The organism is Bdellovibrio sp. KM01, from assembly GCF_013752535.1.
In the GTDB taxonomy this organism is placed as follows: Bacteria; Bdellovibrionota; Bdellovibrionia; order Bdellovibrionales; family Bdellovibrionaceae; genus Bdellovibrio.
The window spans coordinates 2,253,414-2,280,395 of sequence record NZ_CP058348.1; the positions used below are offsets into that span (position 1 = coordinate 2,253,414).

The 26,982-nt window shown below is 46.0% G+C and carries 28 protein-coding genes; 14 read left to right on the plus strand and 14 right to left on the minus strand.

The features are described from left to right. Window positions 1–7: 7 nt before the first annotated feature. The 6 genes from HW988_RS11030 to HW988_RS11055 all read left to right on the plus strand — a co-directional run bounded on the left by HW988_RS11030 (window position 8) and on the right by HW988_RS11055 (window position 5,351). The gene (locus HW988_RS11030; RefSeq protein ID WP_181604328.1) at window positions 8–1,696 is read left to right on the plus strand and encodes a peptide ABC transporter substrate-binding protein; all 1,689 of its coding nucleotides are present in this window, start codon (window positions 8–10) and stop codon (window positions 1,694–1,696) included. A gap of 23 nt (window positions 1,697–1,719) precedes the next feature. Beyond that, window positions 1,720–2,691 carry an ABC transporter permease gene (locus HW988_RS11035; protein ID WP_142700563.1) on the plus strand — a complete coding sequence of 324 codons (972 nt, stop codon included), beginning with the start codon at window positions 1,720–1,722 and terminating at the stop codon, window positions 2,689–2,691. A 28-nt stretch (window positions 2,692–2,719) separates the two neighbouring features. Then, window positions 2,720–3,916: an ABC transporter permease gene (locus HW988_RS11040; protein ID WP_255489950.1), complete on the plus strand. Its 1,197-nt coding sequence runs from the start codon at window positions 2,720–2,722 to the stop codon at window positions 3,914–3,916. Between the two features lie 350 nt (window positions 3,917–4,266). Next, a complete protein-coding gene (locus tag HW988_RS11045) occupies window positions 4,267–4,743 on the plus strand; it encodes a hypothetical protein (RefSeq protein WP_181604330.1) in 477 nt (158 codons plus the stop codon). Between the two features lie 81 nt (window positions 4,744–4,824). After that, entirely contained in the window at window positions 4,825–5,079 is a 255-nt protein-coding gene (tatA, locus tag HW988_RS11050; protein WP_181604331.1) for a twin-arginine translocase TatA/TatE family subunit, read from the plus strand. 32 nt (window positions 5,080–5,111) lie between these two features. After that, window positions 5,112–5,351 (plus strand): twin-arginine translocase TatA/TatE family subunit, encoded by a 240-nt coding sequence (locus HW988_RS11055; protein ID WP_142700567.1) that lies wholly within the window; start codon window positions 5,112–5,114, stop codon window positions 5,349–5,351. 296 nt (window positions 5,352–5,647) lie between these two features. On the opposite strand, the gene HW988_RS11060 is transcribed toward HW988_RS11055, so the two are convergent. The 3 genes from HW988_RS11060 to greA all read right to left on the minus strand — a co-directional run bounded on the left by HW988_RS11060 (window position 5,648) and on the right by greA (window position 8,952). Then, window positions 5,648–6,346: a glycerophosphodiester phosphodiesterase gene (locus tag HW988_RS11060; protein WP_255489951.1), complete on the minus strand. Its 699-nt coding sequence runs from the start codon at window positions 6,344–6,346 to the stop codon at window positions 5,648–5,650. An 89-nt stretch (window positions 6,347–6,435) separates the two neighbouring features. Next, entirely contained in the window at window positions 6,436–8,412 is a 1,977-nt protein-coding gene (locus HW988_RS11065) for a hypothetical protein (RefSeq protein ID WP_181604333.1), read from the minus strand. 51 nt (window positions 8,413–8,463) lie between these two features. Further along, entirely contained in the window at window positions 8,464–8,952 is a 489-nt protein-coding gene (gene greA, locus HW988_RS11070) for a transcription elongation factor GreA (RefSeq protein ID WP_168196638.1), read from the minus strand. Between the two features lie 136 nt (window positions 8,953–9,088). Here greA and HW988_RS11075 point away from each other — a divergent pair, with 136 nt between their 5' ends. Next, a complete protein-coding gene (locus tag HW988_RS11075; protein WP_181604334.1) occupies window positions 9,089–9,358 on the plus strand; it encodes a (2Fe-2S)-binding protein in 270 nt (89 codons plus the stop codon). On the opposite strand, the gene HW988_RS19155 is transcribed toward HW988_RS11075, so the two are convergent. After that, window positions 9,355–9,864, minus strand: coding sequence for a bacterioferritin-associated ferredoxin (locus HW988_RS19155; RefSeq protein ID WP_255489953.1), 510 nt, complete (start codon window positions 9,862–9,864; stop codon window positions 9,355–9,357). The two genes, HW988_RS11075 and HW988_RS19155, sit on opposite strands and share 4 nt — an antisense overlap. Here HW988_RS19155 and HW988_RS11085 point away from each other — a divergent pair. Both HW988_RS11085 and gloB read left to right on the plus strand, forming a co-directional pair. Continuing rightward, window positions 9,764–10,165, plus strand: a complete 402-nt coding sequence (locus HW988_RS11085; RefSeq protein WP_255490319.1) for a RimK family alpha-L-glutamate ligase — start codon at window positions 9,764–9,766, stop codon at window positions 10,163–10,165. The genes HW988_RS19155 and HW988_RS11085 overlap by 101 nt on opposite strands. Next, window positions 10,140–10,898, plus strand: a complete 759-nt coding sequence (gene gloB, locus HW988_RS11090) for a hydroxyacylglutathione hydrolase (protein ID WP_181604335.1) — start codon at window positions 10,140–10,142, stop codon at window positions 10,896–10,898. The genes HW988_RS11085 and gloB overlap by 26 nt, the downstream gene beginning before the upstream one ends. Window positions 10,899–11,022: 124 nt before the next feature. Here the strand turns inward: gloB and HW988_RS11095 are convergent, their stop codons facing one another. From HW988_RS11095 to HW988_RS11120, 6 genes are all read right to left on the minus strand, one after another. Continuing rightward, window positions 11,023–11,430 (minus strand): hypothetical protein, encoded by a 408-nt coding sequence (locus HW988_RS11095; protein ID WP_181604336.1) that lies wholly within the window; start codon window positions 11,428–11,430, stop codon window positions 11,023–11,025. A 173-nt stretch (window positions 11,431–11,603) separates the two neighbouring features. Continuing rightward, on the minus strand, window positions 11,604–13,205 hold the full coding sequence (locus HW988_RS11100; protein WP_181604337.1) for a tryptophan halogenase family protein: 1,602 nt from the start codon (window positions 13,203–13,205) through the stop codon (window positions 11,604–11,606). Window positions 13,206–13,267: 62 nt separating this feature from the next. Then, window positions 13,268–14,017, minus strand: a complete 750-nt coding sequence (locus HW988_RS11105; RefSeq protein WP_181604338.1) for a tyrosine-protein phosphatase — start codon at window positions 14,015–14,017, stop codon at window positions 13,268–13,270. A gap of 15 nt (window positions 14,018–14,032) precedes the next feature. Next, window positions 14,033–14,770 carry a tRNA (N6-threonylcarbamoyladenosine(37)-N6)-methyltransferase TrmO gene (gene tsaA / locus HW988_RS11110; protein WP_181604339.1) on the minus strand — a complete coding sequence of 246 codons (738 nt, stop codon included), beginning with the start codon at window positions 14,768–14,770 and terminating at the stop codon, window positions 14,033–14,035. Window positions 14,771–14,827: 57 nt separating this feature from the next. Beyond that, on the minus strand, window positions 14,828–17,992 hold the full coding sequence (ileS, locus tag HW988_RS11115; protein ID WP_181604340.1) for an isoleucine--tRNA ligase: 3,165 nt from the start codon (window positions 17,990–17,992) through the stop codon (window positions 14,828–14,830). Between the two features lie 76 nt (window positions 17,993–18,068). Next, window positions 18,069–18,374: a helix-turn-helix transcriptional regulator gene (locus tag HW988_RS11120; protein ID WP_181607755.1), complete on the minus strand. Its 306-nt coding sequence runs from the start codon at window positions 18,372–18,374 to the stop codon at window positions 18,069–18,071. A gap of 95 nt (window positions 18,375–18,469) precedes the next feature. Here HW988_RS11120 and HW988_RS11125 point away from each other — a divergent pair, with 95 nt between their 5' ends. Continuing rightward, a complete protein-coding gene (locus HW988_RS11125; RefSeq protein WP_181604341.1) occupies window positions 18,470–19,687 on the plus strand; it encodes an MFS transporter in 1,218 nt (405 codons plus the stop codon). Window positions 19,688–19,784: 97 nt separating this feature from the next. Here HW988_RS11125 and HW988_RS11130 read toward each other — a convergent pair whose 3' ends face one another. The 3 genes from HW988_RS11130 to HW988_RS11140 form a co-directional block, all read right to left on the minus strand. After that, window positions 19,785–20,465 (minus strand): hypothetical protein, encoded by a 681-nt coding sequence (locus HW988_RS11130; protein WP_181604342.1) that lies wholly within the window; start codon window positions 20,463–20,465, stop codon window positions 19,785–19,787. 16 nt (window positions 20,466–20,481) lie between these two features. Further along, window positions 20,482–21,249 carry a TIGR02147 family protein gene (locus HW988_RS11135; protein WP_181604343.1) on the minus strand — a complete coding sequence of 256 codons (768 nt, stop codon included), beginning with the start codon at window positions 21,247–21,249 and terminating at the stop codon, window positions 20,482–20,484. 265 nt (window positions 21,250–21,514) lie between these two features. Beyond that, the gene (locus HW988_RS11140) at window positions 21,515–22,186 is read right to left on the minus strand and encodes a carbonic anhydrase (protein WP_181604344.1); all 672 of its coding nucleotides are present in this window, start codon (window positions 22,184–22,186) and stop codon (window positions 21,515–21,517) included. A 226-nt stretch (window positions 22,187–22,412) separates the two neighbouring features. Between HW988_RS11140 and HW988_RS11145 the strand changes: the two genes are divergently transcribed. Next, entirely contained in the window at window positions 22,413–23,210 is a 798-nt protein-coding gene (locus HW988_RS11145) for a DUF4476 domain-containing protein (RefSeq protein ID WP_181604345.1), read from the plus strand. Between the two features lie 6 nt (window positions 23,211–23,216). Here HW988_RS11145 and HW988_RS11150 read toward each other — a convergent pair whose 3' ends face one another. Further along, complete coding sequence (locus HW988_RS11150) at window positions 23,217–24,005, minus strand: hypothetical protein (protein ID WP_181604346.1); 789 nt, start codon at window positions 24,003–24,005, stop codon at window positions 23,217–23,219. Window positions 24,006–24,238: 233 nt separating this feature from the next. On the opposite strand from HW988_RS11150, the gene HW988_RS11155 reads away from it, so the two are divergent. The 3 genes from HW988_RS11155 to HW988_RS11165 all read left to right on the plus strand — a co-directional run bounded on the left by HW988_RS11155 (window position 24,239) and on the right by HW988_RS11165 (window position 26,981). Beyond that, window positions 24,239–24,841, plus strand: a complete 603-nt coding sequence (locus tag HW988_RS11155; protein WP_181604347.1) for a pyroglutamyl-peptidase I — start codon at window positions 24,239–24,241, stop codon at window positions 24,839–24,841. Between the two features lie 114 nt (window positions 24,842–24,955). Further along, entirely contained in the window at window positions 24,956–25,741 is a 786-nt protein-coding gene (proB, locus tag HW988_RS11160) for a glutamate 5-kinase (protein ID WP_181604348.1), read from the plus strand. Next, complete coding sequence (locus HW988_RS11165; RefSeq protein ID WP_181604349.1) at window positions 25,725–26,981, plus strand: glutamate-5-semialdehyde dehydrogenase; 1,257 nt, start codon at window positions 25,725–25,727, stop codon at window positions 26,979–26,981. The genes proB and HW988_RS11165 overlap by 17 nt, the downstream gene beginning before the upstream one ends. The last annotated feature ends 1 nt before the right edge of the window (window position 26,982 follow it).

The window sequence follows — 26,982 nt, forward strand, 5'->3', positions numbered from 1 at the left end:
GAAACGAATGTTGAATAGACTTGCAAAAGGATTGTTGCTGGGAGCCGCTCTTGGAATGAGCGCACAAGCTGTGGCAGCTCCTTCTAATGCCGAATTGAAAATCGGTATTTCTCAGGAATTTGAAACTTTGAATCCCATCATCATGTCCATGTCGGCATCCGCTTACATGTACCGTATGGTGGGTCGTTCATTGGTGAACCTGACTCCGGATGGAAAATGGGTTCCGCAATTAGCGAAAGAGATTCCTTCGATCGAAAAAGGCACTGCTAAAATCATCGACGATGGCGGCAAAAAGAAAATCGTCGCTAACTGGGAAATCATCGACGGCGCTAAATGGGGCGACGGCAAACCAGTTATCTGTGCCGACTTTATCGCTTCTCAAAAAATTGCCACGTCTCCTAACGTAGCTGTTGGTGAGAAAGAGCAATGGACTCAAGTTGAAAAAATCGACGTGGATCCAAAAAATCCTAAAAAATGTACTTTCAAATACGACAAAGCGATCTGGAGCTTCTATCAATTGGCTCAGTTCTTCCCAGTGCCTGCGCACTTGGAGCTGGCTGTCTTTGAAAAACACGGCAAAGCTAAAGAAGGTTACGAAAAGAACTCTAACTATGTTCGTAATCCCACCAACCCGGGTCTTTACAGCGGTCCTTATGTGATCACTGAAGTGAAATTGGGTTCGCACGTGGCTTTTGCACCAAATCCACATTTCTATGGTAAAAAACCAAACATCCAAAAAGTGATCGTAAAATTGATTCCGAACACAGGAACAATGGAAGCGAACCTTCGTTCCGGAACTATTGATATGGTTTCTGTTCTGGGTTTGGATTTTGACCAAGCCTTGGCTTTCGAGAAAAAAGCGAAAGCAGAAGGTCTGCCATTCGACGTTTTGTTCGTACCGTCCGTGACTTACGAACATATCGACTTGAACCTGGACAACCCGATCTTGAAAGATGTGAAAGTACGTAAAGCACTTTTGTACTCGATCAACCGTGATGACTTGGTAAAAGCTTTGTTCGAAGGCCGCCAAGAAGTCGCAGTTCACAATGTTTCCCCTAAAGATCCTTGGTTCACTAAAGATCCAAAAGTGATCACAACGTATGCTTACTCTAAACGTACTGGCGGAAAATTATTGGATGAAGCGGGTTGGAAAATGGGTGCTGATGGTTTCCGTTCTAAAGACGGCAAACGCCTTTCATTGGTATTCCAAACAACTGCAGGTAACAAAACTCGTGAGTTGGTTCAGGTTTACCTACAAAACCAATGGAAACAAAACGGCATCGAGGTTCTAGTTAAAAACGAACCAGCACGTGTATTCTTCGGTGATACGATGTCTAAACGTAAATTCGCTGGTATGGCTTTGTTTGCGTGGGTTTCTTCTCCGGAAAACTCACCTCGTTCCACTTTGTCTTCTAAAGCAATTCCATCCAATAAAAATGGTTGGTCAGGTCAGAACTATATGGGCTGGACAAATGCTCAAGTGGATAAAGATCTAGATGCTTTGGATCTGGAGTTTGATGCGAAAAAACGCACAGCTTTGGTTCACGACATGTTGAAACAATACACTGATGAAGTTCCTGTACTTCCTTTGTACTACCGCTCTGACATCTCTGTAGTTCCTAAGAATTTGAAAAACTACAAAATGTCTGGTCACCAGTTCTACGAAACTAACTATATCGAAGACTGGTCTTTGTAATTCGTATTTAAGAGAGGCTACCCATGACTACATTTATCACCCGTCGCATCTTGCAAACTCTCGCAGTGATAGCTGTGCTATCCTACGTGGTTTTTGTTCTGATGAGTTTAATGCCCGGAGATCCGGTGGACATGATGGTGGCCTCAAACCCCAAAATCACGGCTGAAGACGTTGCCCGTCTGAAAACTTTGTATGGATTGGATCAACCGATCTACAAACGTTATGGAAACTGGATGGCGTCATTAGTGACCGGTGACTTGGGTTACAGCCGTACTTATCGTGTGCCCGTTCAGGAATTGATGGGCCCACGTCTTTGGAACACCTTTATTCTTTCTGCGGCATCACTGTTTTTGTCGATCGTGATTGCGGTTCCACTGGGAGTGATTTCGGCATTAAAACCAAACTCCAAAACCGACTATTTCATGAATTTCTTTTCGTTTGCAGGTATCTCGATACCCTCGTTCTGGCTGGCGATCGTATTAATTATCGTCTTTGCCGTAAAAATCCCGCTGTTCCCGGCCGGAGGCACACAAACTATTGGTGCTGAGAATATGGGATTCTGGGCCGACATCATGGACCGTGCGAAGTATTTGGTATTGCCAGTACTGTCTTTGTCGATTCAACAAATCGGTCGTTTCTCGCGCTTTACTCGTTCCGCAATGGCCGAGGCTATGCGCAATGACTTTATCCGTACGGCGAAAGCCAAAGGTCTTAACTATAAGACCGTGGTTTGGAAGCATGCTTTCAGAAATGCTTTGATTCCTTTGATCACGATCTTAGCTTTAAGCATCTCCACTTTATTCTCGGGTGCTCTTTTGACTGAAACCGTTTTTGCTTACCAAGGAGTAGGTAAATTGGTTTACGACTCGATCATCGGTAACGACTATAACGTGGCGATGATTTCATTTGTTATTTCTGTGAGCATGGTTTTGCTAATGAACTTAGTGGCCGACATCCTTTACGGATTCGCAGATCCACGTATTGCTTACAAGTAGGTCGCAGATGTCAGGAAGTGAATTAACAATGAATAACATAGATATGTCGACAACACTTACAGACAAAGACCGCGCGGATCTTGAAAAAGCGATGCCGATGTGGAAGATGATTCTTACCCAGTTCTTGGACCACAAGTTGGCCGTGGCGGGATCGATCATCATCGCTTTGTTTCTTTTGGTTGCGATCTTTGCCAATACAATTGAATCCATCACGGGCCTTGATCCCGACGCCCAAAACGTCGCAAACCGTTACGTGGCGCCATTCGAGACAACCCAAGCTGGTCCCGATGTTCGCGAAACTGAAATTGAAAAATTCATTTTAGCGAACCCGAACGAAGCTGACAAAATTCAAAAGGCCTTGGTCGAAAAAGGACTGGTTTCAGTCCCTGAAGCCGATGCGATTTACGATGTGGGTTCTAAAGAAGTTCCTGAAGCGATCAAAATCTTTAAGTCTTTGGACATTCCAGAAACCAAAGGATTGTTGAAAACCTTTGATGGCTTTAAAACTTTCCACTTTTTTGGAACTGATGAATTGGGCCGCGATGTTTTCATCCGTCTGGTTTATGGGACTCGCGTTTCCATGGGTGTGGGGGTTTTAGTCGCCATCGCATCTGCATTAGTGGGTCTTTTAATCGGAAGTATCGCCGGTTACTATGGTGGTTGGATCGACACCGCATTGATGCGTGTGACGGATGCTTTGCTAAGTCTTCCGACGATTCCAGTTTTGATCGTCATGGCTGCGATCGACTTTACTAAAATCCCCGTTTTAAATGCCATCGTCAGCACCCAGAACGAGTCGATCTTTAAGATGATCATCATCCTGTGCCTGTTTTCATGGATGACGGTTGCACGCTTGGTACGTGGAAGTATCTTGTCCTTGCGCGAGCGCGAGTTCATTTTGGCAGCAAGAACTTTGGGTGCAAAAGACAGCACAATCATCATTCGTCACATGTTCCCGAACGTCATCGCTCCGATGTTGGTATCAATCACTTTGGGCGTCGGCGAATCCATCTTGTTTGAAGCAGCCCTTTCCTTCTTGGGTTTGGGTATCATGCCACCAACACCAAGCTGGGGGAATATGCTGAACAACGCTCAAGAGTTGATTTACCAAGCACCGTTCCTGGCAATCTTGCCAGGCATCTTGATCTTACTTACAACAATCAGCTTCAACTATCTGGGCGACGGCCTCCAAGACGCGATCGATCCAAAATCCGTTCGCCGCTAGAATTCAAATCACAATTTAGCATCCCAAAAAAGCCACTCCCAAAGAGTGGCTTTTTTTATTCTCCGCAAATGCAGATGGACGAGGTTTGAGAGGCGAGGCAAGGGCCTGCAATGCAGTGACCTCCGTCGGCGCAGGATGCGCGAACCGCCGCAGGCGGCGACGGTGAAGCACGATGCTGTGTCACGGAATTGCAGGCCCTTGCCTCGCCTCTCAAACCGCCGCGCCACCTGCCAATTTGCTGTACACCCGTGAAAAAAGCACCCAACTCCCCCAGCGTCCTGCAATCTGGTGGAGCGTGCCCGGGCACGGAACTTGGAATAGGTACTCCTAGATTTTCTATGGGAGTCTTTATGAAAACTGTCTTGTCTTTTGTTTTCACAATTCTTTTTGCCAATAACACCTTTGCGGCGGCGAATTCCACACCGGCCTCTGGTGAGGTTATGTGCCGTGCTAAAGCGAAAGAAATCGCTGCTTCCACGTACTCTGGCTGCATGGATGAGTACAACACAGCTCAGGTAAAATCGATTCGCGAGGCCTATCAAAAAGACCTGGCGGCAGTAAAAGCCAAGTACGATAAAAAGCTTAAGGCTCTTAAAAAAGGCTCATCAAATGTGAATGCGAATAACACTGCAAATGCCGCTAAACCGTCTAAGGGCTTGGCTAAGGAGCTTCCAGCGAAATCAGTGAACCAATCTGAGACTACTCCAGTGAATATGAATACGTCTGACGAGAATGCCGTCGTAGCTACTCAGTCTTCAGACGCGGCGCTAGAAAATGAGGCCGCTTTGTCTGACCAAAACGAATTAAATGAGACTACAGCCCAATAGTCCCTAGTCTTGGATTGATTTTCCTCCCTGAGCAGTCTAAAACGTGTAGACTGATTAAAACCTCTGGGAGGAGTCTTTCTAATGGGTGAGTTTAGCCTTACACATCTTCTGTTACTTGGCCTGATCTTCTTGATCTTTTTTGGACCAAGCCGTCTACCACAACTGGGTCAATCTTTGGGTAAAGCTATCCGCGGATTCAAACAAGGTTTGAACGAAATCGACGTTGATGCAAAAGACATCAAAGACAACGTAAACAACCAACAAGTTTCACACCAACAACAACAAGGCCAACAAGTTAACCAAACTCAAAGCCAAAAAGATCCACACAACTCTTAGTTGTGTGATTCTTTGGAATCGGGAGATTTAAAATGGGTTCATTAAGCCTTACACATCTTCTTCTCATCGCACTAGTTTTCTTGGTCTTCTTTGGTCCAAGCAAATTGCCTCAATTGGGTTCTTCTTTGGGTCAAGCCATCCGTGGCTTCAAAAAAGGTTTGAACGAAATTGATGCTGATGAAAAAGTGGCGCCACAACAAGTGTCCCACCAACAAAACCAAGGTCAGCAAATGAACCAAACGCAAACAAACAAAGAGCCTCATAACTCTTAATTGTTTTCGCAAATTTGGATTTAATAAAAAGCCTTCTGGGAAACCATGAAGGCTTTTTTGTTTTTTGAAGAGCGTCCGTCACGCAAAACAGTTCATCTCCACTTCGGCAACTGAGTGCAACTATCGAATATCCTAACGTACTTGCAAGATTCACTGCCGCTCCGGTTGCTGCATGCATCAAACAGATTGTGACAGTTTACCTCCGCTTCGGTAACTGTGTGTGTTGGTCCGGCCGAATTTACGCACATGCCGGAAGCTTTAAATTGAAAATCGACAGAAGGCATTTTGAATTGGATTCAATTTTTCGGAGCGAGGGTATCGCTGATGATGGATTGAGCACCGTTCGATAGCAACTCATCCGCGCGCGATTGTTCATTCACGGTCCAGAAGCTTACTGGGATTCCGCGCTTAACAAATTTGCGCAGCTCTTCGGTGCTTACGAAGCGATGATCCAGATGTATAATATTAGCGTGAATATACGGAGCTAGGACCAACAATTTCAAATACCAGCGGTTGGCGGGATCTTTTTCCTTCGTCGCCAATAAAGCTCGCGGAACTTTTGGCAAAAGTCTGTGCAGTTCACGGATAGCCAAGGGATTGAAACTTGAAAACAAAATGCGCGACGAAGACTCTGTTTCGTGAATCACGCGCACGACTTTCGCTTCCAAACTGCGATCGGTGGATTTGTTGGTCTTTAATTCAATATTCAAAAACGGGGGAACATCAGGGCTTAGCAAAACCTCACGCAAGGTGGGAATATTCGCAAGGCGCTCAAGCTCTGCCGCGGTTACGTCTTCCACGCGTCTGGTATCGCCGATGATGCGCTTTAGATCATCATCATGAAAGACCACCACATGGCCGTCCTTCGACAAGCGCACATCCATCTCGACCATCTGCAGTCCGCGCTCTTTCGCTGCCTTAAAGGACGCTAACGAGTTTTCCTGTGCGCCCCCCTTCCAGTATCCACGATGACCTTGATAGAGTGGAGGCTTCACTCCCCCCTCTGGCCAAGGGTCTGCTTTCCAAAAGAAATGCTTATAGAGTAGAACTGCAATCACCAGAATAAGGAAGACTGATAAGAGAATCATTTGCGGGTGTTTGCATGAGCTTCAAACTCGAAAGTTGGCACGTCACGCCTCCCGCCAATTTTTAAAACTTGTAAAGACTTACCAGCCCGAGCATTCACGCGACCAGAAAGCATTCCGTACTGATCCCACGCGCCTGTGGTCTCAAGTTCTTTGTCTTTATCGACTTTAGCCTTTACGTTTTTCCATTGCAGGCTTTGATCGTTTTTCCAGTGAACTTCACCATTCAAATCACGCAATGATAGCTTTTGATCCACCCACCAATCAGGGTTCGTGACTTTGCCAAAGACTTCAACTCCGACAGAATCATCCTCTATGACCATGCTTTGTGCTTGCGCCAGAATCACGACATCTTTTTGTTTCAGGTCAAACTTCGCTTTGGATTTTCCAAAAGTCATACCTTCCACATCCAATGTATCCAACTGGGCGGAACCATGAACCAAGGAGACTTTCCCTTCGGTCATGCGGGCTTCGGCGTTCAAAGTCAAAGTGCCGATTTCTCCCCCGTCCGTCATTAGGGATTGAACAGCCGGAGCCAAGGTCACTTCGTCAATGTCGGCGTTTAAACTCACATCCTTAAAATCCCGATCCGCCTTCACTTTAACATTTCCGATAAATTTACCACCACGAGGCTCGGCACGAGTGACCGCGATATTCCAAGTATCACCTTTCAGAGACATCTCGCCTGCGATGCGATCTACGGTTTGAACTTCACGTTCACTTTTATTCGAGAAAATAAATTGCAAACCGTGATGCTCTCCCACCATGCGTATGTCCTTTTCAGAAACGAATTCCGCTTGTCCTGTAAAAGACCCCAAATCACCAAAGATACGTGCCTTTTGAGGACGATTGATAAAGGCCATCAACTTATCAATGCGCATGTTCTGAATATCAATTAACAAAGGCTTATAGCGAAGAGGATCCACCGACGTAAACGACGCCTGATCAATACTCATCTCGCCCAAATCACCTTCGATTCGGAAGTCTTTTACTTCCAACGGTGCAGACTTTAACTTTTCCGCCTCACCCGTCATGCGCGCTTTAGCTGAAACCCAAACTTGCTTGCCGTTCAGGTCTTTAGAAACCAGGTCGTACTTTTGCAAAACCTGCAGCACCTGGCTTAAAGGAATATGCTTCATATCGGTTTCGACATTCAAAAGGTGATCCGCCAAAGAGTAATGGGCAATAACGGAATAATGCCCCTCGCGCCAGTTACCGAAGAAATGAGCTTGCAAAGACTGCTCTGGCACTTCTTTGTATTCCAAAAACAGGTTCGCATGGGAAAGATAGTCCCCCACCGTTTCATCGCGCAGGAAATTAGTTTTCGCATGAACTTCGACCACACGTGGTTCAAATGATTTCACCGATGCTTTGAAGCTTAAAAGCTCCGAGGGATACTGCGGATACTGAGCCGAAATAATTTTAAAACTTTGAATATTCAAACCACGAATGTCATTGCGGTACTTGTCGGCTTGCTCGGAAGGACTTAACGTCACCAGCGGAGCCCGCTCTTTATCACCGTCCGCTGCCGCTTTCTTTAATTCTTGCTTTTCTTTTTCACAGGCATCAATCGTTCCCCGCAAAGTCAGCTGCATGTTATCAGCATCAATGGTTTTAATGGGTGACTCTTTAGTGATCAGTCCCCACACGGAAACTGGCAAGCGCATTTCATCGATCTCAAGCACCGGAGACATCCAACAAGCCTGATCAGATTCCATTCGAACTTGCTTAATCACGATGGCAAAACGCGGTAAAATTCCATCCGCAAGACTGAGCTCAGCAGAGTCAAAAGAAACTTTGATGTCTTTGTGAATGTGGCTGGCCGCTTTTTCCAACTGCGCTTTGATGCGCGCGGGAGAAAGAACAGATTTTGTCGTGTAGCCAATAAGAAAAGCCAGGATCAAACCCGTTAAAAGGATTTTCATACCTGGCTGTTCAGAGATCAAATATTTATCAGAGCGGTGTCGGCGATCCATGACCTATTCTTATTCGAAAGGTCCCGACCGCCAAGGTCTTTTTAGAAATGACTACTTGTATTCGAAGTGAAGGATTTCGAATTCCTTGTCACCTTTTGGGCTTTGCACTGTTACAGTGTCGCCTACTTTTTTACCGATCAAAGCGCGAGCCAACGGCGAAAGCACAGAAACCATGCCTTTTTTAACGTCAGCTTCGTCAACGCCTACGATTTGATAAGCCACTTCTTCTTCTGTTTCAGTATCAACGGCTTTAACATGTGCACCGAATACAACACGGTCAGCTTTGATTGTGGATACGTCGATTACTTCCGCGCCTGCCAATTTGCCTTGGATTTCAGCAATACGACCTTCAATCATAGATTGGCGCTCTTTAGCAGATTCGTACTCCGCGTTCTCAGAAATATCGCCTTGAGCGCGGGCTTCTTCGATAGCCGCGATAACAGAGGGTCTTTCCTCTAACAATAGCTTCTTAAGCTCTGCATCTAGCAGCGCTTTTCCGCGAACTGTCATTGGAAGTTTGTCGTTTGTACCTACAGACATGTCTATCTCCACTGTTAAAGGGACATTACTTTTACCCGAGAAGGGCGAACTTATCAACCGCGCCCCCACCCAGACTCGACGCAATGCATTTAGATAATGCATTGAGCCGCATATTCCTCCGGCGTACCATAAACCCATGGGTCAAAAGAAAAAGTCCGAAATCATCTGCCGTTGCAACAATGTGTCCCGGGCGACCATTGAGCAAGCTATTACAGATGGTGCAAAGACCCTGAACGAAATCTTCGATACCACCACCGCTGGCGTAGGTCCCTGCGGAGGATCCTGCCGCCGCAAACTCGCCCCTCTTCTTGAACACTACCTGAAAACCGGTCAGTTCCCTGAAAAAATTCAGGAGGACTTATCAGGCAAAAGTAATGTTAAGGGTGAGGGCGAGAAAAAAGACTAAGAAGCTTTTTGCTGATTCAGACGGTACTGAATCATCTTGTGAACCTCAGGACGACAGGTCCCGCACTGCGCACTCGCCGATGTCTGACGAGTTACGACTTCAGGAGTACGAGCTCCCGCAATAATAGCTTGATCAATAGTGTGCGCAGAAATACCACGGCAATGACAGATCTCTGTATCACCCGTAGCGGCCTGCCACTCACCACGCAAACGCAAAACCATTTCACGCAGTAAAAGACTGCTGTGATCTTGCCCTTCCGGCAGAGGCCATTTTGAAATATCCGCGCCAAACGAACGACGCATTTTCTTCATCATATCCATAAATTCAGTACATCCCACATGAGAGACACTCAATACTCGGCCCACAGGTTTACCAAGAGCGGAAGATGCACGTGCGATTGCAGATATTTTCACCAGCACGGGCGATGAAGAACTTTTAGCGCAGGAATACTTTCCCGAAGCGTTCGGGACTGACGTGCGCGCATTCGTGGTTGGAGGAGAAATCAAAGCTGCGATGAAAAGAACGGCTCGCCCGGGAGAGTTTCGCAGCAATCTCGCATTAGGAGCCACGGCGGAACCCTGCACGTTGGAACCCTATGAATCTGAATTGATTTTAAAAACTATTCGTACTTTGGGTTTGCAGGTCTCTGGTGTCGATCTATTGCGAACGCGTAAAGGCAGTCTGGTTTTAGAAGCGAACCCTTGTCCTGGGTTAGAAGGCATAGAAAAATATAGTCAGCAGAACCTTGCAAACAGCATCATTCAATATGCTGAGGAGCTGTATGGCAAACACAAGACCTCGCGTTGAGCTTATCCCTATCTTTGAAGACAATTATGTCTTCTGTTTGATTGATGATAACAATCAAGAGGCTCTTGTTATTGATCCAGGCGAATCTTCCAAAACTTCTAATTATTTAAAAGAGAATAATTTAAAACTTACTGGCGTCCTGTTGACCCACCATCATAACGATCATGTGGGCGGAGTTCGCTCCCTGATCTCCGAGCATCCTGCACCAGTGTATGCTCCGATGAAAAACAAATCACAGATTGGCTCAGCTGATACTTGGGTAGCTGAAGGCCACACGGTGCGAGTGGGACCCTTTGAATTTCAGGTGCTGGAACTTCCCGGCCACACACTGGGACACGTCGCCTACTGGGAGCCAAAATTCAAATGGCTTTTTTCAGGTGATGTTCTTTTTGGATTAGGCTGCGGAAGATTGTTCGAAGGGACCTATGAACAAGCTTACGAAAGCCTTCAACGAATTAAAAAACTACCTGAAGAAACGTTAGTCTATTGCACTCATGAATACACCGAATCCAATCTGACATTTTGCAATATGCTTTCTAATTTAGACGACTCCCCTATCACCGGCGACAGCGAAGAGTTAGAAATGTATGCGAATCAATTGCTATCTCGCCGAGAAATGAATTTACCCTCGGTGCCGCTCAAATTATCAGTGGAACTGCGAGTGAATCCATTCTTGCTGGCCAAATCCGTAGCGCAATTTACTTATCTGCGGGATTTGCGCAACAAACAATAAATGAACCTGCTATTGGGTTTCATAGTTAAATTAAGCCAAGACATTTAATGGTGCCTTTAAATAAAAAAAGCCCGGGCTGTGCCGAGCTTTTTTTTTGGAGAAAGTGTGTCCGTACCTAGCGCGCCTAGCGAGCTTGCTCCACAACTTCACACTTGAAGTTGCCTACGTGAGTTTTTTCACCCAAGCCCCAGTAGTAAAGTTTCGCAGAGTGATCAACGACGTTGATAGACAATTCGAATTCAGTCGAAGCTTCAACAGAGAAAATGTATTCAACAGAAACTGGAGTGGAATCAATATCCAACGCCAAGGCAGGACCATTCAAATCTTGAGTGTCGATTTTATAATCGCCCACATTCAATGACCATTGTTGCAAACCATGGCGGAACAAAACCGTAGGATTGTTTTGAATGTTGATTTCAGCAGGAATATCAGCAGATTTGTTAAGCTGCGTAGCTTGGCAGTCAAACACGCGTTCGTCAGCGAAAGAAATTGAAGCGAACAACATTGTGACAGCGATAATTGCAGATTTCATGAATTCGTCCTTTGTTTAATGCCCCATCACCTATCGTGATTCCCGGGCAATGTCGTCCATTTTCTATATTTTTCACACCCAGCATCGGGGGCAGGATTCACAAATTAACATTTGTTACCCGCCACAATGAATCCCAAATGAAAAACCGCGTTCATCACGCGGTTTTTCAACTATCAAGCTTCTGTTTCAACGATCCAAGTATCCTGATCTTCAAATAGCTGCTCCAATAACCCACCCTCAATCAGATAGTCCTCGCTGAAAAGCTCATGCAGGCTGAGCGCCTTTTTAGTCAGTTCTTGATACGAAAGCGTGCGCTGCACGTATTCTTCCTTAGTCATCTTAGGGCGCACTGGCGGACGCTCCAGAGCTTTTTGACCATACAAAAGGGTGTCATAGCTATAACTATTAAATACCAGGGCCTCACAAGCCGTGTATGGAGAGTTCGTTCCAAGATTGCTGGCGCTTAGTGGCGCACGTTGATTGAAAAGATCCACCACCATCTGTGCATCACCCATTTCAGTATTTGCACGGCAGTCTTTCCAGTACTGGGTATCCAGCTGCTTATTGTATTTGTAGTGCACTGCCAAGAACCATCGGAACGTATCCCAAGTCGCTGCGATCTCTTGATTGATGGCTGCGATGCTGGAGCTGTCTTGATGGTTGTTCGGCATAAGCTTACACAACGTCATGATGCTGTGAACAGCTGTTTGAATGGCTGTGGATTCCAAGGGCTCCACAAAGCCGTAAGCATTTCCCAAGCCGAAAACGTTTTTATTCCAAGCTTGTTTTTGACGGCCTGTACGGAACTCCACCATTTTGTATTTTTCAAAGTGGCCGAATCTTGCACGTGCCTCTTTCAAAGCTTGTTCTTCATCACAGTACTGCGTGGAGTGCACGTAACCGTAGTGATTTTCGGTGCGCATTGGAATCGTCCACGCCCAACCATTCGGCATCGTCGTACATTGCGTGTAAGGACGGATGTCGTTGTTATTTGGTAAATCAAAAGTCAGCGCGCGGTTATTTCTTAATGTTGAGGTGAATGGGATGAACTCTGTTTTAAGAGCTTGCCCCAGGATGCGCGAACGGAAACCCGAGCAATCAATGTACAAATCAAAAGAATGCTTTTTACCGTCATCTGTTTCGATAGACGTCACAAAATCATTATCATCCAAGTGAACATTCTCAACCACAGCGTCGATGATTGGAATTTGTCTTTGCTTAACAATGTTATTCAAGAAACGGATCAGATTCTTATTATCAATATGATAAGAAAATGGAATGCTTTGAAGCAAAGAGATCATCTCTCCGTTTTTTTCGCGGATCACAGGGATTTTGTGATTATCCATCAACACCGATGCCCAGTTGGCATTGTTGATAGAATCTTCGTAATAGTAACTTTCCTGCTGATGACCAGCAAAGAAGTTAAAATTAAAATGATAGTCCCCAGGACAGCCCCAATCAAAGCGAATACCCAATTTAATTGTCGGTTGAACCGCCTGGAAAAACTCTTGAGGATCGATACCCAAAGTACGGTGCAAGAACGGAACGATCTCGGTTGTTGTCGACTCGCCCACGCCAATCACTGGAATTTTGCTGGATTCGATCACAGATGTTTGAATTTTAGGGTGCAGCTTTTTAAGCGCCAAGGCTGCCAGGTAACCAGCCGTCCCGCCGCCCAGGATCCCGATGGATTTGATTTCTGTCTGAGGATATTTAGAAAAATTCAGGTAACTAAGATCAAAAGCTGTGTCGATATAATCGGACAAAGACGCCATGGGAAAACCTCGTTTAGATAGGTCTTCCTTATCCCATAACGCCCGTCAGGATTCAAAGGTCTTTAAGAAGCAAAGAATTTTTGCTGCCACATCGCTTGGCGCTCGTCAGTGATACCGTATTCAGTAAGTAAAAATTTCTGGATGCTACCGGTCTTGGACTTCATTTCTTCTAACGCTGCATTCAGAAAGCCCTCGTGAGCGCCCATCATGTATTGGAATCCCTCCATGGCTTTATCAGAAAGGATGTTCTTAAACTGAATCATCAGGCCATTACGAAAAGGCTCAAGACCCGTTTGTGTTTGCAGATAGTCTTTCATCACCTGGGACTCATCCACTCCCAAAGCCAAAAGCATCAAGGCAGTTCCTACACCTGTACGGTCTTTACCGACCGCGCAGTGCTGAAGCATCCCCTTGCCTGACATTTCATCCATCACCGCAAACATGCGACGATAAGCCTGATTATCAAAAGGCAAAGTGCGATAAAGCTTTTCCATGTACTGCGGAGGAATATTCTCCAGATGCTCTTTGGTAAAAAATGAACCTAAGTTCGCACTCATCCGATACGCAACGGGATTGGCCGGGCAGTTTTCATAAGCGACTCCGTCCCACAGAACATCTTTATCATGGGCAGCTTCAGAGGGATCTCGGAAATCAATCACGTGCCCAATTGTCGTTTGCAAAAGCAGAACATCGTCTGATGTGAGCTTTGACAATGCTCCGGAACGATAGAATTGACCCGATATAAGCTGATGACCTTGGACAGAAACATGCCCACCCAGATCGCGGAAGTTAATTGCGCCAGTAAGTTTCAAATGAGGAACTCCGGTTTAGAGGATTTCGAAGACGAAGAAGTGACCTTCTCGCAGTTCGTATTTTACATCACTTCCCAGGATATCAAAGCCGTATCTCTGTCCCCAGCTCTTTGAGTCCGTAATGGGATCCTGGCGCTTCTGAAACGCTGGACGAGGGTCCAATTCGAGAATGCTGATAATAAGATTACGAAGGTTGTTCTGGTTATTCGGATCGCGTATTTTTATCGCCGCCTCAGCATCGTCAGAGAAAAGCACTTCTGTGCGCTCGATAGGATCGCTTGCCCAACCCGCGTTCGCCTCAGGAATCGAGTCTGCGTAAGGAATATAAGGTTTAATATCAAGCACTGGCGTGCCATCTAAAAGATCCACGCCGTGCACGTGAATTTCAGGGCCGCCCTTGGCATCAAAATCAATCTTTTCAATTTTTACTGCCGACATTCCAATCGGATTCGGTCGGTGCGGAGAACGCGAAGCTAAAACACCGACTTTACGATTCCCGCCCAATCGCGGTGGACGAATGCTAGGTTTCCAGTTTTTGCCACCATGTTCGTGAAAAACAAAAACAATCCAAAGATGAGAGAACTCTTCCAGACTGCGAATTGCAGTCAACAGATCAGGATCAGGCAACAGCTTAATAATCCCCTTAGCAGGATTCGCAAGCCCCGGCTGGCGAGGAATTCCAAATTTATCATGAAAGGGCGTTTGTACATGCCCTATCGCTGAAAATTCAAATGTCTCGCCATGCTTCTGCATTTGGTGCCAGGTCCTATCTATGTATGCGGCGCATCCCCAAAAGGTACGGCGTACCTTTTAGTTTTGCACGCCGATTTTGATTTTTTCGCCGTCGATATCGCTGTCGTCTACGTGAGCGCCTTTTGGCATTCCAGATAGAGGCAGGATATTCAACGTGTGAGTCAAAGTTTCAGACGTGATCATGTCCTTATGCGCGTTCAAAGCGTCAAGCAAAGCACCGTCGCAGGCGATTTCAAGAGTGATTTTATCATCAAGTTTGAAGTCCGCTGTTTTGCGGGCCACTTGGATCTTACGCATGATTTCGCGAGCCAGACCTTCACGCTCTTGCTCAGGTGTGACCGTTGGATCAACTTCGATCGATACCACTTGGTGCACTGACAAGTTCGCATTGCCACCTTTAGGAGCTCTGCGGATTTCAACGTCAGCCAACGTGATCTCTTCACCATCAACAGTGACTGAACCACCCGTTTCAAGTTTCAAGATGCTTTCAAGCGGCAATGCCATGATACCTGCGCCCACTGATTTCATCTTAGGACCCAAGCGTTTACCAAGAACCGGGAAGTTTGCTTTCGCAGTCACTTGCACGAATTGGTCTTCGTTCGAATTGTAAACAACTTTACGGAAGTTCAATTCATCAACAAAGAACGGTTCGAACTTTTTCAAAGTCTCAAGCAACGCTGCACTTCTGTGGATAATCTTGATTTCGTTGAGTGGAATTTTTGCTTTCACGCCGATTTTCTCACGGTGGTTACGACCGAGCGTCACCAAGGTATCCATCGCCTTCACAGCCTCTTCAAGCTCGGGGCGAAGCAAAGAAAGATCTTCTGGCGGGAAGCTTTCCAAATGCACAGATTCTTTCTTGTTCGGAAGAACTTGCGACAAGTTTTTGTAAGTTACTTCAGACATGAACGGCGCAAATGGCGCCATCAAACGCGACAACGTCACCAAAACTTCATGCAAAGTCTCGTAAGCATAGCGTTTCGTTTCAGGCATGCCTTCTTGCCAGAACAAAGAACGATTGAAACGGATGTACGTGTTCGTTAAATCCTCGATAAATTGAAGCAAGTGTGGCACCACGTTGTACAGGCGATAAGCGTCCATCTCTTTGTGAGTGTTCGCAATCAAACCGTTCAAACGAGAAAGAACCCATTGGTCTAAAATATTTGGAGATTTTTTAGCATCGCCTTTAGGAACAAAACCATCGATGTTGGCATAGTTCGCAAAGAACGAATAAGAATTCCACCATCTTAACAAGATTTTACGAACGATATCGTAAACGCCTTTTTCCGAGAACTTCAATTCCTGAGCTTTCACCACTGGAGAGTCGATCAAGTACAAGCGCAAAGCATCGGCACCATGCTGGTTCAATACTTCCATTGGATCCGGATAGTTTTTCAAAGACTTAGACATCTTACGACCGTCTTCCGCCAATACCAATCCATTCACCACCACGTTTTTGAATGGAGCCTGATTGAACAAAGCCGTACCGATGATTGAAAGCGTATAGAACCAACCACGAGTTTGGTCCAAACCTTCGGCGATGAAATCAGCTGGGAAAGCTTTCTTGAAATCTTCGACAGAAGTTTCAGGATAGCCCCATTGAGCGTACGGCATGGAGCCCGACTCAAACCAGCAGTCCAAAACGCCTTCCACACGTTTCAAAGGAGATTTACCCGTCGGAGATGGGATCGTGATTTTATCCACGAACTCGATATGAAGATCTTCGACTGTTTGACCAGATAGTTTTTCAAGTTCCGCGCGGGACCCGATACACATCACTTCACCTTCTGGATTTCTCCAGATAGGAAGCGGAGTTCCCCAGAAACGGTTGCGAGAGATCGCCCAGTCACGAGCGCCTTCCAACCAGTTACCGAAGCGACCATCACGAAGATGATCCGGAACCCAAGTTGTGTTCTTGTTATTAGCAATCAACTCTTCTTTGATTTTTTCAACAGCCACAAACCATGAAGACACCGCACGATAAATCAGCGGCGTATCAGAACGATAGCAGTATGGATAACTATGTTGAATCGTATCTTGCTTGAACAAGTTCCCTTTAGCTTTCAAAGCCGCGATAATATCTTTATCTGCTTCTTTAACGCGCTTCCCTTGATAATCAGGAACTTCTGCTGTGAACATACCGTCGTCATCCACTGGGTTTACCAAGGGGATGCCAGCTTTTGCACAAGCATAGTAGTCTTCCTCACCGAACGCTGGCGCCATGTGCACCACACCCGTACCGGATTCAGTCGTTACGTGATCAGAAGAAATAATACGGAATGCACCTTTTTCAGCGCGATCGCCAAAGTATGGGAATAGCGGTTCGTAAGTCAGACCTACCAACGCTGAGCCCTTCATCATTTCCAAAACTTCAACTTCCTCATCCGGCTTCTTAAACACGGATGGAAGCAAAGCTTGCGCAAGAATCAATTTACGACCCGAAGCCTTCTCCTGAACTTTGACGTAGTCCATTTCCAAACCCACAGCCAAAGCCATATTCGATGGAAGAGTCCAAGGAGTCGTCGTCCAAGCCATCACTGCCGTATCAGGTTGATTGATGAGTTTAAACATCACCGTGATCGCAGGGTCTTGAACCATTTTATAATTTTGATTCGCTTCAAAGTTTGAAAGCGAAGTCGAGATCCCTACAGAGTAAGGAACAACTTTGTGACCTTCATAGATCAAGCCTTTTTTGAAAAGCTCTTGGAACACCCACCACACGGACTGCATGAAAGAAACGTCCATAGTGAAGTATGGATTTTCCATATCCACCCAACGACCCACACGGCGCACAGTTGTTTTCCACTCTGTGGAGTAACGTTTTACGATCGAGCGGCAAGCGTTGTTGTACTCAGCCACGCCCATTTTGAAAACGTCTTTGCGAGATTCGATTTTATGAGTCTTGTTGATTTCGTATTCAACCGGAAGACCGTGACAGTCCCAACCGAAACGACGAGGCACTGTGTAGCCCTTCATCGTCCAATAACGAGGAACAACGTCTTTCAAAACACCAGCAAGCAAATGCCCATAGTGAGGAAGACCTGTCGCAAACGGAGGACCATCGTAAAAGCTGTAAGTTTTTTTGCCTTTAGGATCTAGTGACTGTTGGAAAATCTTTTGCTGATCCCAGAAATCTAAAATGCCCTCTTCTTGCTTCGCAAGTTGAACATCAGGTTTTACAGCAGAATATGGAGTCGTTTTAGGGGTGTTTGCATTCGTCATAGGTCCTTAAGATTTATCAGGTTTTCCCTGATCTTGCACCCTTTCAGGACCTTGAACCCACGGAATGCGCAATGCATCATAGGTCTTTTTGCAGCATCTCCATAAGACCAGGGAAGCGTTTCTTCACCTCCTGCATCCGCAAAGAGACAAAGCGCCTTGTCCCCTCATCGCGAAAACGAATAAGACCTGCCTCGCGCAGAATCTTTAAATGATGAGAGAACGTCGCTTTGGTGATGGAATACTCGAACGTCCCACAGACTTTCTCCTCCCCCTTCACGGCCAATAACTGCTTAACTGCAGAAATGCGCACAGGATCCCCCAGGGCTTTTAAGACCTGCTCCAAAGTGACATCTTTCAATTTCGGGTGAGTGATGGTTTCCATTGTTAGATGAATATCTAACATTGATCTTGCAATTCCACAAGCAAAGAGTATAACAGACATTGTTCGATACTCATCGAACATCAGGAGTACCCATCATGAATCATCAAGAATCCGCCCCCGAAGTTCCCGCCAGAACCTTAACATTACTCTTAGGACTTACTGTCGGAGTTATTGCAGCGAACCTTTACTATGCACAACCACTCGTGGCGATGATAAGCCTTGCCCTTGGCATTGCAACATCATCAGCAGGATTGGTCGTGACATTCACACAAATCGGTTACGGTCTGGGAGTTTTATTCCTGGTTCCCCTTGGCGATCTGGTGGAAAATAAAAAACTCATCATCACTTTGATGATGATCGCAGTGGCCGCTCTTTTGGCCCTCGCCTTCACCACTCATGTTATTCCGTATTTGACCGCCGCTTTGATTTTGGGCATTGGCACCTCGGCCGTACAAATTGTCGTGCCTTACGCGGCTCATATGACGTCGGAATCCCATCGCGGTCGCGTGGTTGGAAGCCTGATGAGTGGACTGATGCTTGGGATTATGCTTTCTCGCCCCATCTCAAGTCTTTTAACAGACATGCTTTCCTGGCATGCGGTGTTTTTTCTTTCGGCTATTTTCATGTCGATCATGGCGTTTATTCTTTATAAATTCCTGCCTCCACGAAAACCGGCTGACACTGAAAATATTCACTACGTCAAACTGATTGCCTCTATGGGCGAGCTTTTCAGAACTACGCCAGTCTTGCGCCGTCGCGCGATCTATCAGGCTTGTATGTTTGGCGCATTCAGTTTGTTTTGGACAGCCGCTCCCCTTTATCTGATGAGTGAAACGTATCATCTTTCCCAAACTGCGATTGCGATTTTTGCCTTTGCCGGAGTGGCCGGCGCGATCTCAGCCCCCATTGCGGGTCGACTGGCAGATAAAGGCATGAGCACTCAAGCCACCGCGGTCGCGATGCTTTCAGCTATCGCTTCTTTTGCAGTGACTCACATTGTGGAGCCCGGATCGTACACAGCATTGGGAGTTTTAGTATTTGCCGCAATTTTATTGGATGCAGGTATCACCGCGACGCTGGTTTTAGGCCAACGTGCTATCTTTTCTTTGAAACCTGAATATCGGGGACGCCTGAATGGCCTTTATATCGCGACTATTTTCGTGGGAGGGGCTTTGGGTTCTTTCGCGGGGGCCTGGGCCTATGCCCATGGCGGATGGACGATGACGACGATCGTGGGGTCTTTATTCCCTGCAACCGCCCTGGTTTATTTCTTAACCGAATGGATCACAGGGTTTCGTAAAACTCAGAATTAAAAATGCACAAAGGCTCGACACAGCAGCGACTGCGACAGCACTTTCGTGTTCACTTGGTTCAGATCGCGAACCAAGTGAACCGAGCAGAAAATCGACTCTATTTTGTCGGAGTCGGAGTCCCCGGAGATCCCGGAGTAAATACCAATCTTAGAAGATTCGCAAACTCATCTTCAGACATTGTTTTAACTTTGTTGGACAAGATCACTTCATTGATCAAACGAACACCTTCAGAAGACTCCGGTGCTTTTCCACGAGACAAAGCTACGCGGTAGATAATTTCGTGAAGAATCGCAACAGCGCGATCTTGAGTCGAAAGTTTATCCCAGTAAATCTGATTGATTGTGTACAAAGATTTTTTTGGATATTGAACTGGCTTTTGCACGATCAAAAGTTCCAAAGAACAATCTTTCGCTGGCAATACAACCACACCGGCATCATCCAAAACATTCGGCAAATAACCTTTTACGAAAGTTACTTCCTCCATGAATGTTGCAAGATACGTGTTCAATTTTCCGAAAAGAATCGGATTCAATTTTTGAATACGCTTAATATAAGCGCCAGCCAATTTAACTTCGTCGAATTCTGAGCCACTGTCTGTTTGATCAATAATTTCCTGATCCCAAACCCAGTCATAACGCAGGGTTAATTCGAAACGATCGTAAAAACCCATCACTTGGTCCGAACAAACAACCACGTTGCCTGCATTACCCACATAAGTCCACGCGTGACTTAGTCCTGGGAAAGACATCAAACCGACCAACAATACACTCTTCATCATACTTTTCATCAAGGTCCTACCTTCCCGCTACTGTTATTGGTACTAATTGCACTGCCAGGCTGTACACTTCCGTTGTGTCGCCTTTATCCATAAGTTCAGCCATACGCACGTTGAACTCAGCGATGATTTTTTTCGCCTTTGCCAAGTTCTTAACGTTCGCTGGGAAAACCATGCTGGTGATGCTGCGAGAATCAACGGAATCACGCTGCAACGATGTGACAGAGCGACCGATGATTTGACGATGGAACTCGCGCAAAACTTCAGATGGCACTTCATTTTGAGTGGTGATATTCGTGTAAGCCGGAACATAACGTCCGTCTTCTTCTGTCACCAAACCTTGATCAACCAGACGATTCAAAGCACCTTCTGCTTGCAACTGTGAAATCTCCAAGCGAGACACAATACTATTGATGGTGTGATCAAAACCTTTCGTCGAAATCAAATTGAAGATCGCCAAGTGCTCCCAATCCGAGATCATGGCAAACTCATCATTAGAAACAGAACGCATTGTTGATACTGGTTGTGCCTTTTCAGCAGCGATCAACATCTGCATTTTGCTTTTATCTTCCGGCGAAAGCTTCAAAAGTTCAGAAATACGCTCTGTCACTTTTGCACCGGGGATATAGCGGCCATGGATCAACTCCCAAAGACGACCTTGCGTTAACGAAAGGTCACGAGCGAAAGCTCGCATTGAGTACTTTGGATTTTTGCGGCGGCGGTTTAAGAAAATCTCGTTAAAGAAATTTGATAATTCTGATGTTTTTTTAATAGAAGTGTTCCCCATGGATAAAAATAACTATTGCAAAACAGAAGGAGACGCAACGCAATTGCCATGTCGCTCTGACTCCATTGGAGTCGCAAATTGAATTTTTTGCATTTCAGAAAACTCGTGGAATGTCGTGGAATATCTAGAGCTTGGAGCCGAATGTCAGGATTTTGTTAGAATTAAACTAGAGGCTTTTTGTTTACCAAAATAAGAATCAGCTGATTATAATTCGAGCACCTAATTTCAAGCACCCTCAAGTTCCGCACTGAGAGCGCTTTTCCGGTTAGACTTGTACTTTCGAAATTTCAAGTTCGCGAAACGCATCCGTCACTTCGTCATAGAAAGACAGCTTCCCGTCTTCAAGATCGAAGTACACACCGATCAATTGCAAACCACGATTCTTCACAGCGAAATCGATAAATGGAAAAGTACGCAGGTTGTCAAGTGAGGTCACGATTGAAGTCTTCTCACACTCGCGGCAATGAGAATCCACGTCGCCTTCCGGGTGCGCTTTCAAAACTTTTTCTTTCGCTTCGCCGGCAATCGTCATCCATTGTTGCACGAATCCACCCTCGCGAATGGCATCCGGTTGGAACAAGGATCGAATACCACCGCACTGACGATGTCCTAAAATCACCACGTTTTCGACTTGTAGATTAACAACCGCAAATTCAATCGCTGCGGAAACCCCGTGGAAACCAATATTAGATTCAAAAGGAGGAACCAGGTTTGCAACGTTGCGAACGACAAAGATTTCACCTGGAGAAGAAGAAAATAAAATCGCCGGATCAACGCGTGAGTCACTGCACGCAATCATCAAAGTTTTTGGACTTTGCCCCGTGGCCAAACTGTCATAGACAGAGTGCTGTTCCTTAAAGAAACGCTCTCTGAAGCGACGAAAGCCAACCATCATTTTTAGAATTTCTTTTTTTGTAAGAAGCGATTCCTGAGTCATGCTTCATTTACTAATCCTTCACTGGGAAATGTACAATTTGGGGTTTACGCATAACTCATCGAGTCATCACATTTGTGAGCACTCTTCTGTAACTTTTTCCTCCCACAGAACCGCCGAAAACCCTTTCCTAACAATCATTTCATGATTCGTTGTTGGACTTTTCTTTACGGCAGTTCATAGAATTTTTTTTGGACAGCCTAAATACATTTTCACAAAAGAGTGTTCTATGAACCTGAATAAATTCGCTTTCAGCAGCCTCATCTTGTCGCTTTTGCTTACAAGCTGCAGTCCGGACCGGCAACATCCGAGTGATTTCGATCATGAAACCAACACGATTCTTTGGGAGAATGTCGGAAGCGAATTCAATCCGCAATCGTCACAGAATGATGTGGACATCAAAGACGTCGAAAAGATTTTAGTTAACGTCCCGAGTGCTGCAGACAAAGTCATTGTTAAATACTCCACGACCCTTCCTGCGAACATAGCAATTGTAAAAATATTTACGATCAGCAAAGACTCCTTAACGTCATCCAACTTCCGCCGAGGACGTCGCAGCAACACAATTGAAATGTCAGACCCTTCACAACCTTGCAAGCTGACCGTCGAAAACGGCCACATCAAAGATGTAAAAGGTTATTGCTATGCTCGCATTGAAATTCATCTGCGTGAAAATGCACCGGTGGAAGTTTACAGCGGCTCAAAAATTATCACGGACCACTATTACCCGGTATCCTTGGCAGATTTAATGAAGCGCCTGGAAGATTGCCACGAAGATTCCGAACATTTAGCACAGGTGGCGGATTTTTCGGCTTCCTATAGCGAAACGGGCGTACGCATTCCCTTATACACCACAGAAGTGGTTCCCATCTTGCGTAAGTTTCAGACGGTGACTCCCAAGTTTCAAGTCTTGCGGCTCGTGCAGATTTATATAGTGGATCGTGATCAGCTGGAAAAAATGATCGAAGAAGAGTTTGAATACTTTGATCGCGCCGAAGCCCGCAAGATTGTGGGCCTTGGAGTATAGAGAAGCTTAGTTACTGGATCGAGATACGTAGTCGAACATTTCTTTCCGACCACCATAAGAGCACTTGCCGTCAGCGCACGTACGAGTCGCACATTTGCCACGCAGACCCGAAGGTGCTTTGGAATCATTCTTAGCCACGCAGACTTTTTTAAAGCCCTCGGCACTGCCTGCGACCGATGCAGGCTTCCTGGAAGGAACTGGAGCTGCTGCCACCGGAGCCGCTTTTGCCGTATCTGCTTTTAAAGTGACATTAATAGGAGCGGGCTCGACTGGTTCTTGGGAAACCGCTTTGGGCGCGGGCTTTTGCACAACGGGCTCAGGCTTAGCCGGCATTTTTGGAAGCTGGGCGGTTGGATCAACATCCAACTCTTGCTGAGCTTCCATGGCTTTTTTGCCTTTTTTTCCTTTGGCTTTAGAGACCTTTTTTCCTTGTCCCGAAGTTTGGGCAGATTGAGTTCCACCCTCTTCATCATCAAAGTAGCGATGGCGCATCAGTTCCGAATATTGATCCAACACGCCGATTTCACCGCGCAACTGACAATCCGTATTTGAACCTTTGCTGCAGATTTTTTCCACGCACTTGCCACGCAAGGATGCGAGGGCATTGCGATTCTGCGAGCCAATACATCGTGTGGTTACGACTTTGCTTTCGTCGTTCACACGTTCGGCTTTACACACATCCTGACTTTCGCCGTCACCAAAACAGCTGGCAACGATTTCAGGAGTTTTAACTTCTTGCTTATGGGCGCAACCAAAGGCTGCCAGGGCCGCCAAGACAACAACGTACTTTTTCAATGGATTCCCCTTTTGGTGTCTGCATCTAAATTTAACAAATTATCGTTTGGCAGGTAAAGCACTCTGCCAGTTGGCTTTCAAACTGAGACTAAAATAGAGTTTCTTAACCCCTCGTTCCCACCGGGGGTCCTGTAAGCGATTTTATTAAGCTTAATAAGCATTATACGCACTTTGATCAACCTCCGGATTCCGGGCGCTTCCAACGTCCGTTGGGTTCTGCTAAGCTGACCCCTATGAAACGCGTCCTGGTCACGGGCTTTGAGCCCTTCGGCAATCAAGAAATCAACCCCTCGGAACTGCTCGCAGCTGAGCTTGCAGCCACATTACCGACGGTGACATCGCTGATTCTTCCCGTGGATTTCAAAGAGGCGTTTCAGGAACTTTTGAAATTTATCGAACACCAGCCCGAGCCATTTGATTTTATCGTGATGCTGGGACAAGCCAGTGGCCGCTCACAAATTTGTTTGGAGCGCATGGCGCACAACTGGATGGAAAACAGAAACGCCGACAAGAAAAACCCTGCCATCTCCGCGCAAAAAATCTTCCCGGGACATCTTGATGCTGTGATGACGTCTTTGCCGGTGGAAAAAATTCGTGACGACTTGAATTTGAATTTTCCGAACTTTCCAGTCGCGGTGACTCTGTCTGCAGGCGTTTATGTGTGCAACAATCTTTACTATAAAGTTTTAAATCACCAAGAACTTAAGAACATCCCCTCTTTGTTTGTTCACGTCCCCCTGTTGCCTGAACAACAAAAAGACTCCTCCCATCCAGTGATGGCGTTCAAACTTCAGGTTCAAATCCTGACAGCCCTTCTGGAAACACTAAAAATCTAATTTTTCATTTGCGGTGCACTAGCCACCCTCCTAGACTTGAAAAGGTGCCAGGTCCCATTTCTTGTCGCGTGTCGACAAGAAATAGGACCTGGCACCTTTTCGCGGAGTGGAAGTATGGCTAAGAATCGTCGTTGGGTTATTAAAGCTGGCAGCAAAATGGTTTGCGATGGCGGTCCTCTGTTGATGAGGGCTTGGATGCTGCAAGTGGCGCAGCTTAAAAAGAAGTACAACATTGATGTGATATGGGTGACTTCGGGAGCGATTGCCTGGGCTGTGGCTCGCACGAACTTTAAAGCGGCAAAACGTACACTTCCGCAAAAACAAGCTTTGAGCGCAATCGGGCAACCTTTAGTCATGGATCAATATGTTTTGGCTTTGCAGTCCGCGAATCTTTTGGGCTCACAAGTTTTGCTAACTGCTGGTGACATGAAAGATCCAGTTCGTCGCAAGAATTTGCAAAACACACTGTCTGAACTCGTTAAAATGAAAGTCATCCCTATTCTGAATGAAAACGATGCCGTGGCGACCGAAGAGATCAAGTTCGGTGATAATGACTCATTGGCAGCGAAAGTGGCTGTCATGATGAAGGCTGAGCGCGTGGTGCTGATGACGGACGTGGAAGGTCTTTTTGATTCTGATCCGAATAAAAATCCTGACGCAACACTGGTTCGTTATCGTCCAAAGGTTGGCAAAGCTGAATTCGCGTTAGCGGATCGCAAATCTATTTCCAAGGTCGGCACTGGTGGAATGTATTCGAAATTATTAGCGGCAGAGACCGCGGGTAAAAATAAAATCATCACGCACCTGGTAAAGGGTGATATTCCAAATAATTTGCTGCATATCGCTCAGGGTACAAGCATAGGAACTCAATTTGGAGGTCGTCATGAGCTCGCAAAATGATTTGATGCTGGCTGATTTAAAGAAAGCGGCTCGTGAACAGCGTAAACTGGATAGTGCGACAAAAAATAAAGCCCTTTTAAAAATGGCCGAAAAGCTTTCGTTGGCCGCGAAAGATATCATCACTGAAAATAAAAAAGATCTTGAAGCGTTGGCTGCGGATACTGCGGCAGCCTTTCGTGATCGTCTGACTTTAAATCCAGAGCGCATTGATGGAATGATCGGAAGTTTGAAACAAGTAGCAGCTCTGCCCGATCCTGTCGGTGAAATGATTGACCAGCAGACTTTGAAAAATGGTTTGTTGCTAAAAAAGATCCGCGCTCCATTGGGTGTCATTTTTATGATCTTTGAATCCCGTCCCAATGTTATTTTGGAGGCGTTTTCATTGGCGTTTAAATCTGGCAATGTGATTTTACTGCGTGGTGGCTCTGAATCGAAACATTCGGCGGCTGCGATTTATAAACTGATGCGCGCGGCTTTAACGGAAGCTGGTTTTAAGTTCATGCCATTCCATGGAGTTGAAGATTACGACCGTGGCTTGGTCGAGCAGCTCTTAAAACGCAAGGACATGATTGATATCGTAGTCCCTCGCGGTGGCGACAAGCTGATTGATTTCGTTCAGCGCACGGCTTTGATGCCAATCATTAAGAACGACCGTGGCATGTGCCACACGTTTGTTGATGAGGATGCTGATTTGACGATGGCAGCTAAGATCGTGACAAATGCCAAAACTCAACGCCCCGGCGTGTGCAATGCCTTAGAAACAGTTTTGGTTCATGAAAAGATAGCCGCGCAATTTCTGCCGATGCTTTATAAGGAGACAGATTCCAAAAAGCTTCAATGGCACGTGGACAGTGCTTCATTATTCATATTGAAGGATCATGAGCGCGTGACTTCCGCGAAGCCCGAAGACTGGGACACGGAATACTTGGATCTAATCATGAACTGCCGTGTGGTTTCAGGACTTGATGAAGCTTTGGCACATATTGAAAAGCACGGAAGCAAGCATTCGGAAGCAATCATCACGAAGTCCGAAAACAAGGCTCGCCTATTCCAACAGGAAATCGACGCCGCCGCAGTTTATTGGAATGCCTCCACTCGCTTTACGGATGGCTTTGAATTCGGTTTGGGCGGAGAACTAGGTATCAGCACACAAAAGCTGCACGTGCGCGGCCCCGTAGGCTTGCGAGAACTAACAAATGCCCGCTGGCTGGTGGATGGCTCAGGACAAACACGCGGATAAA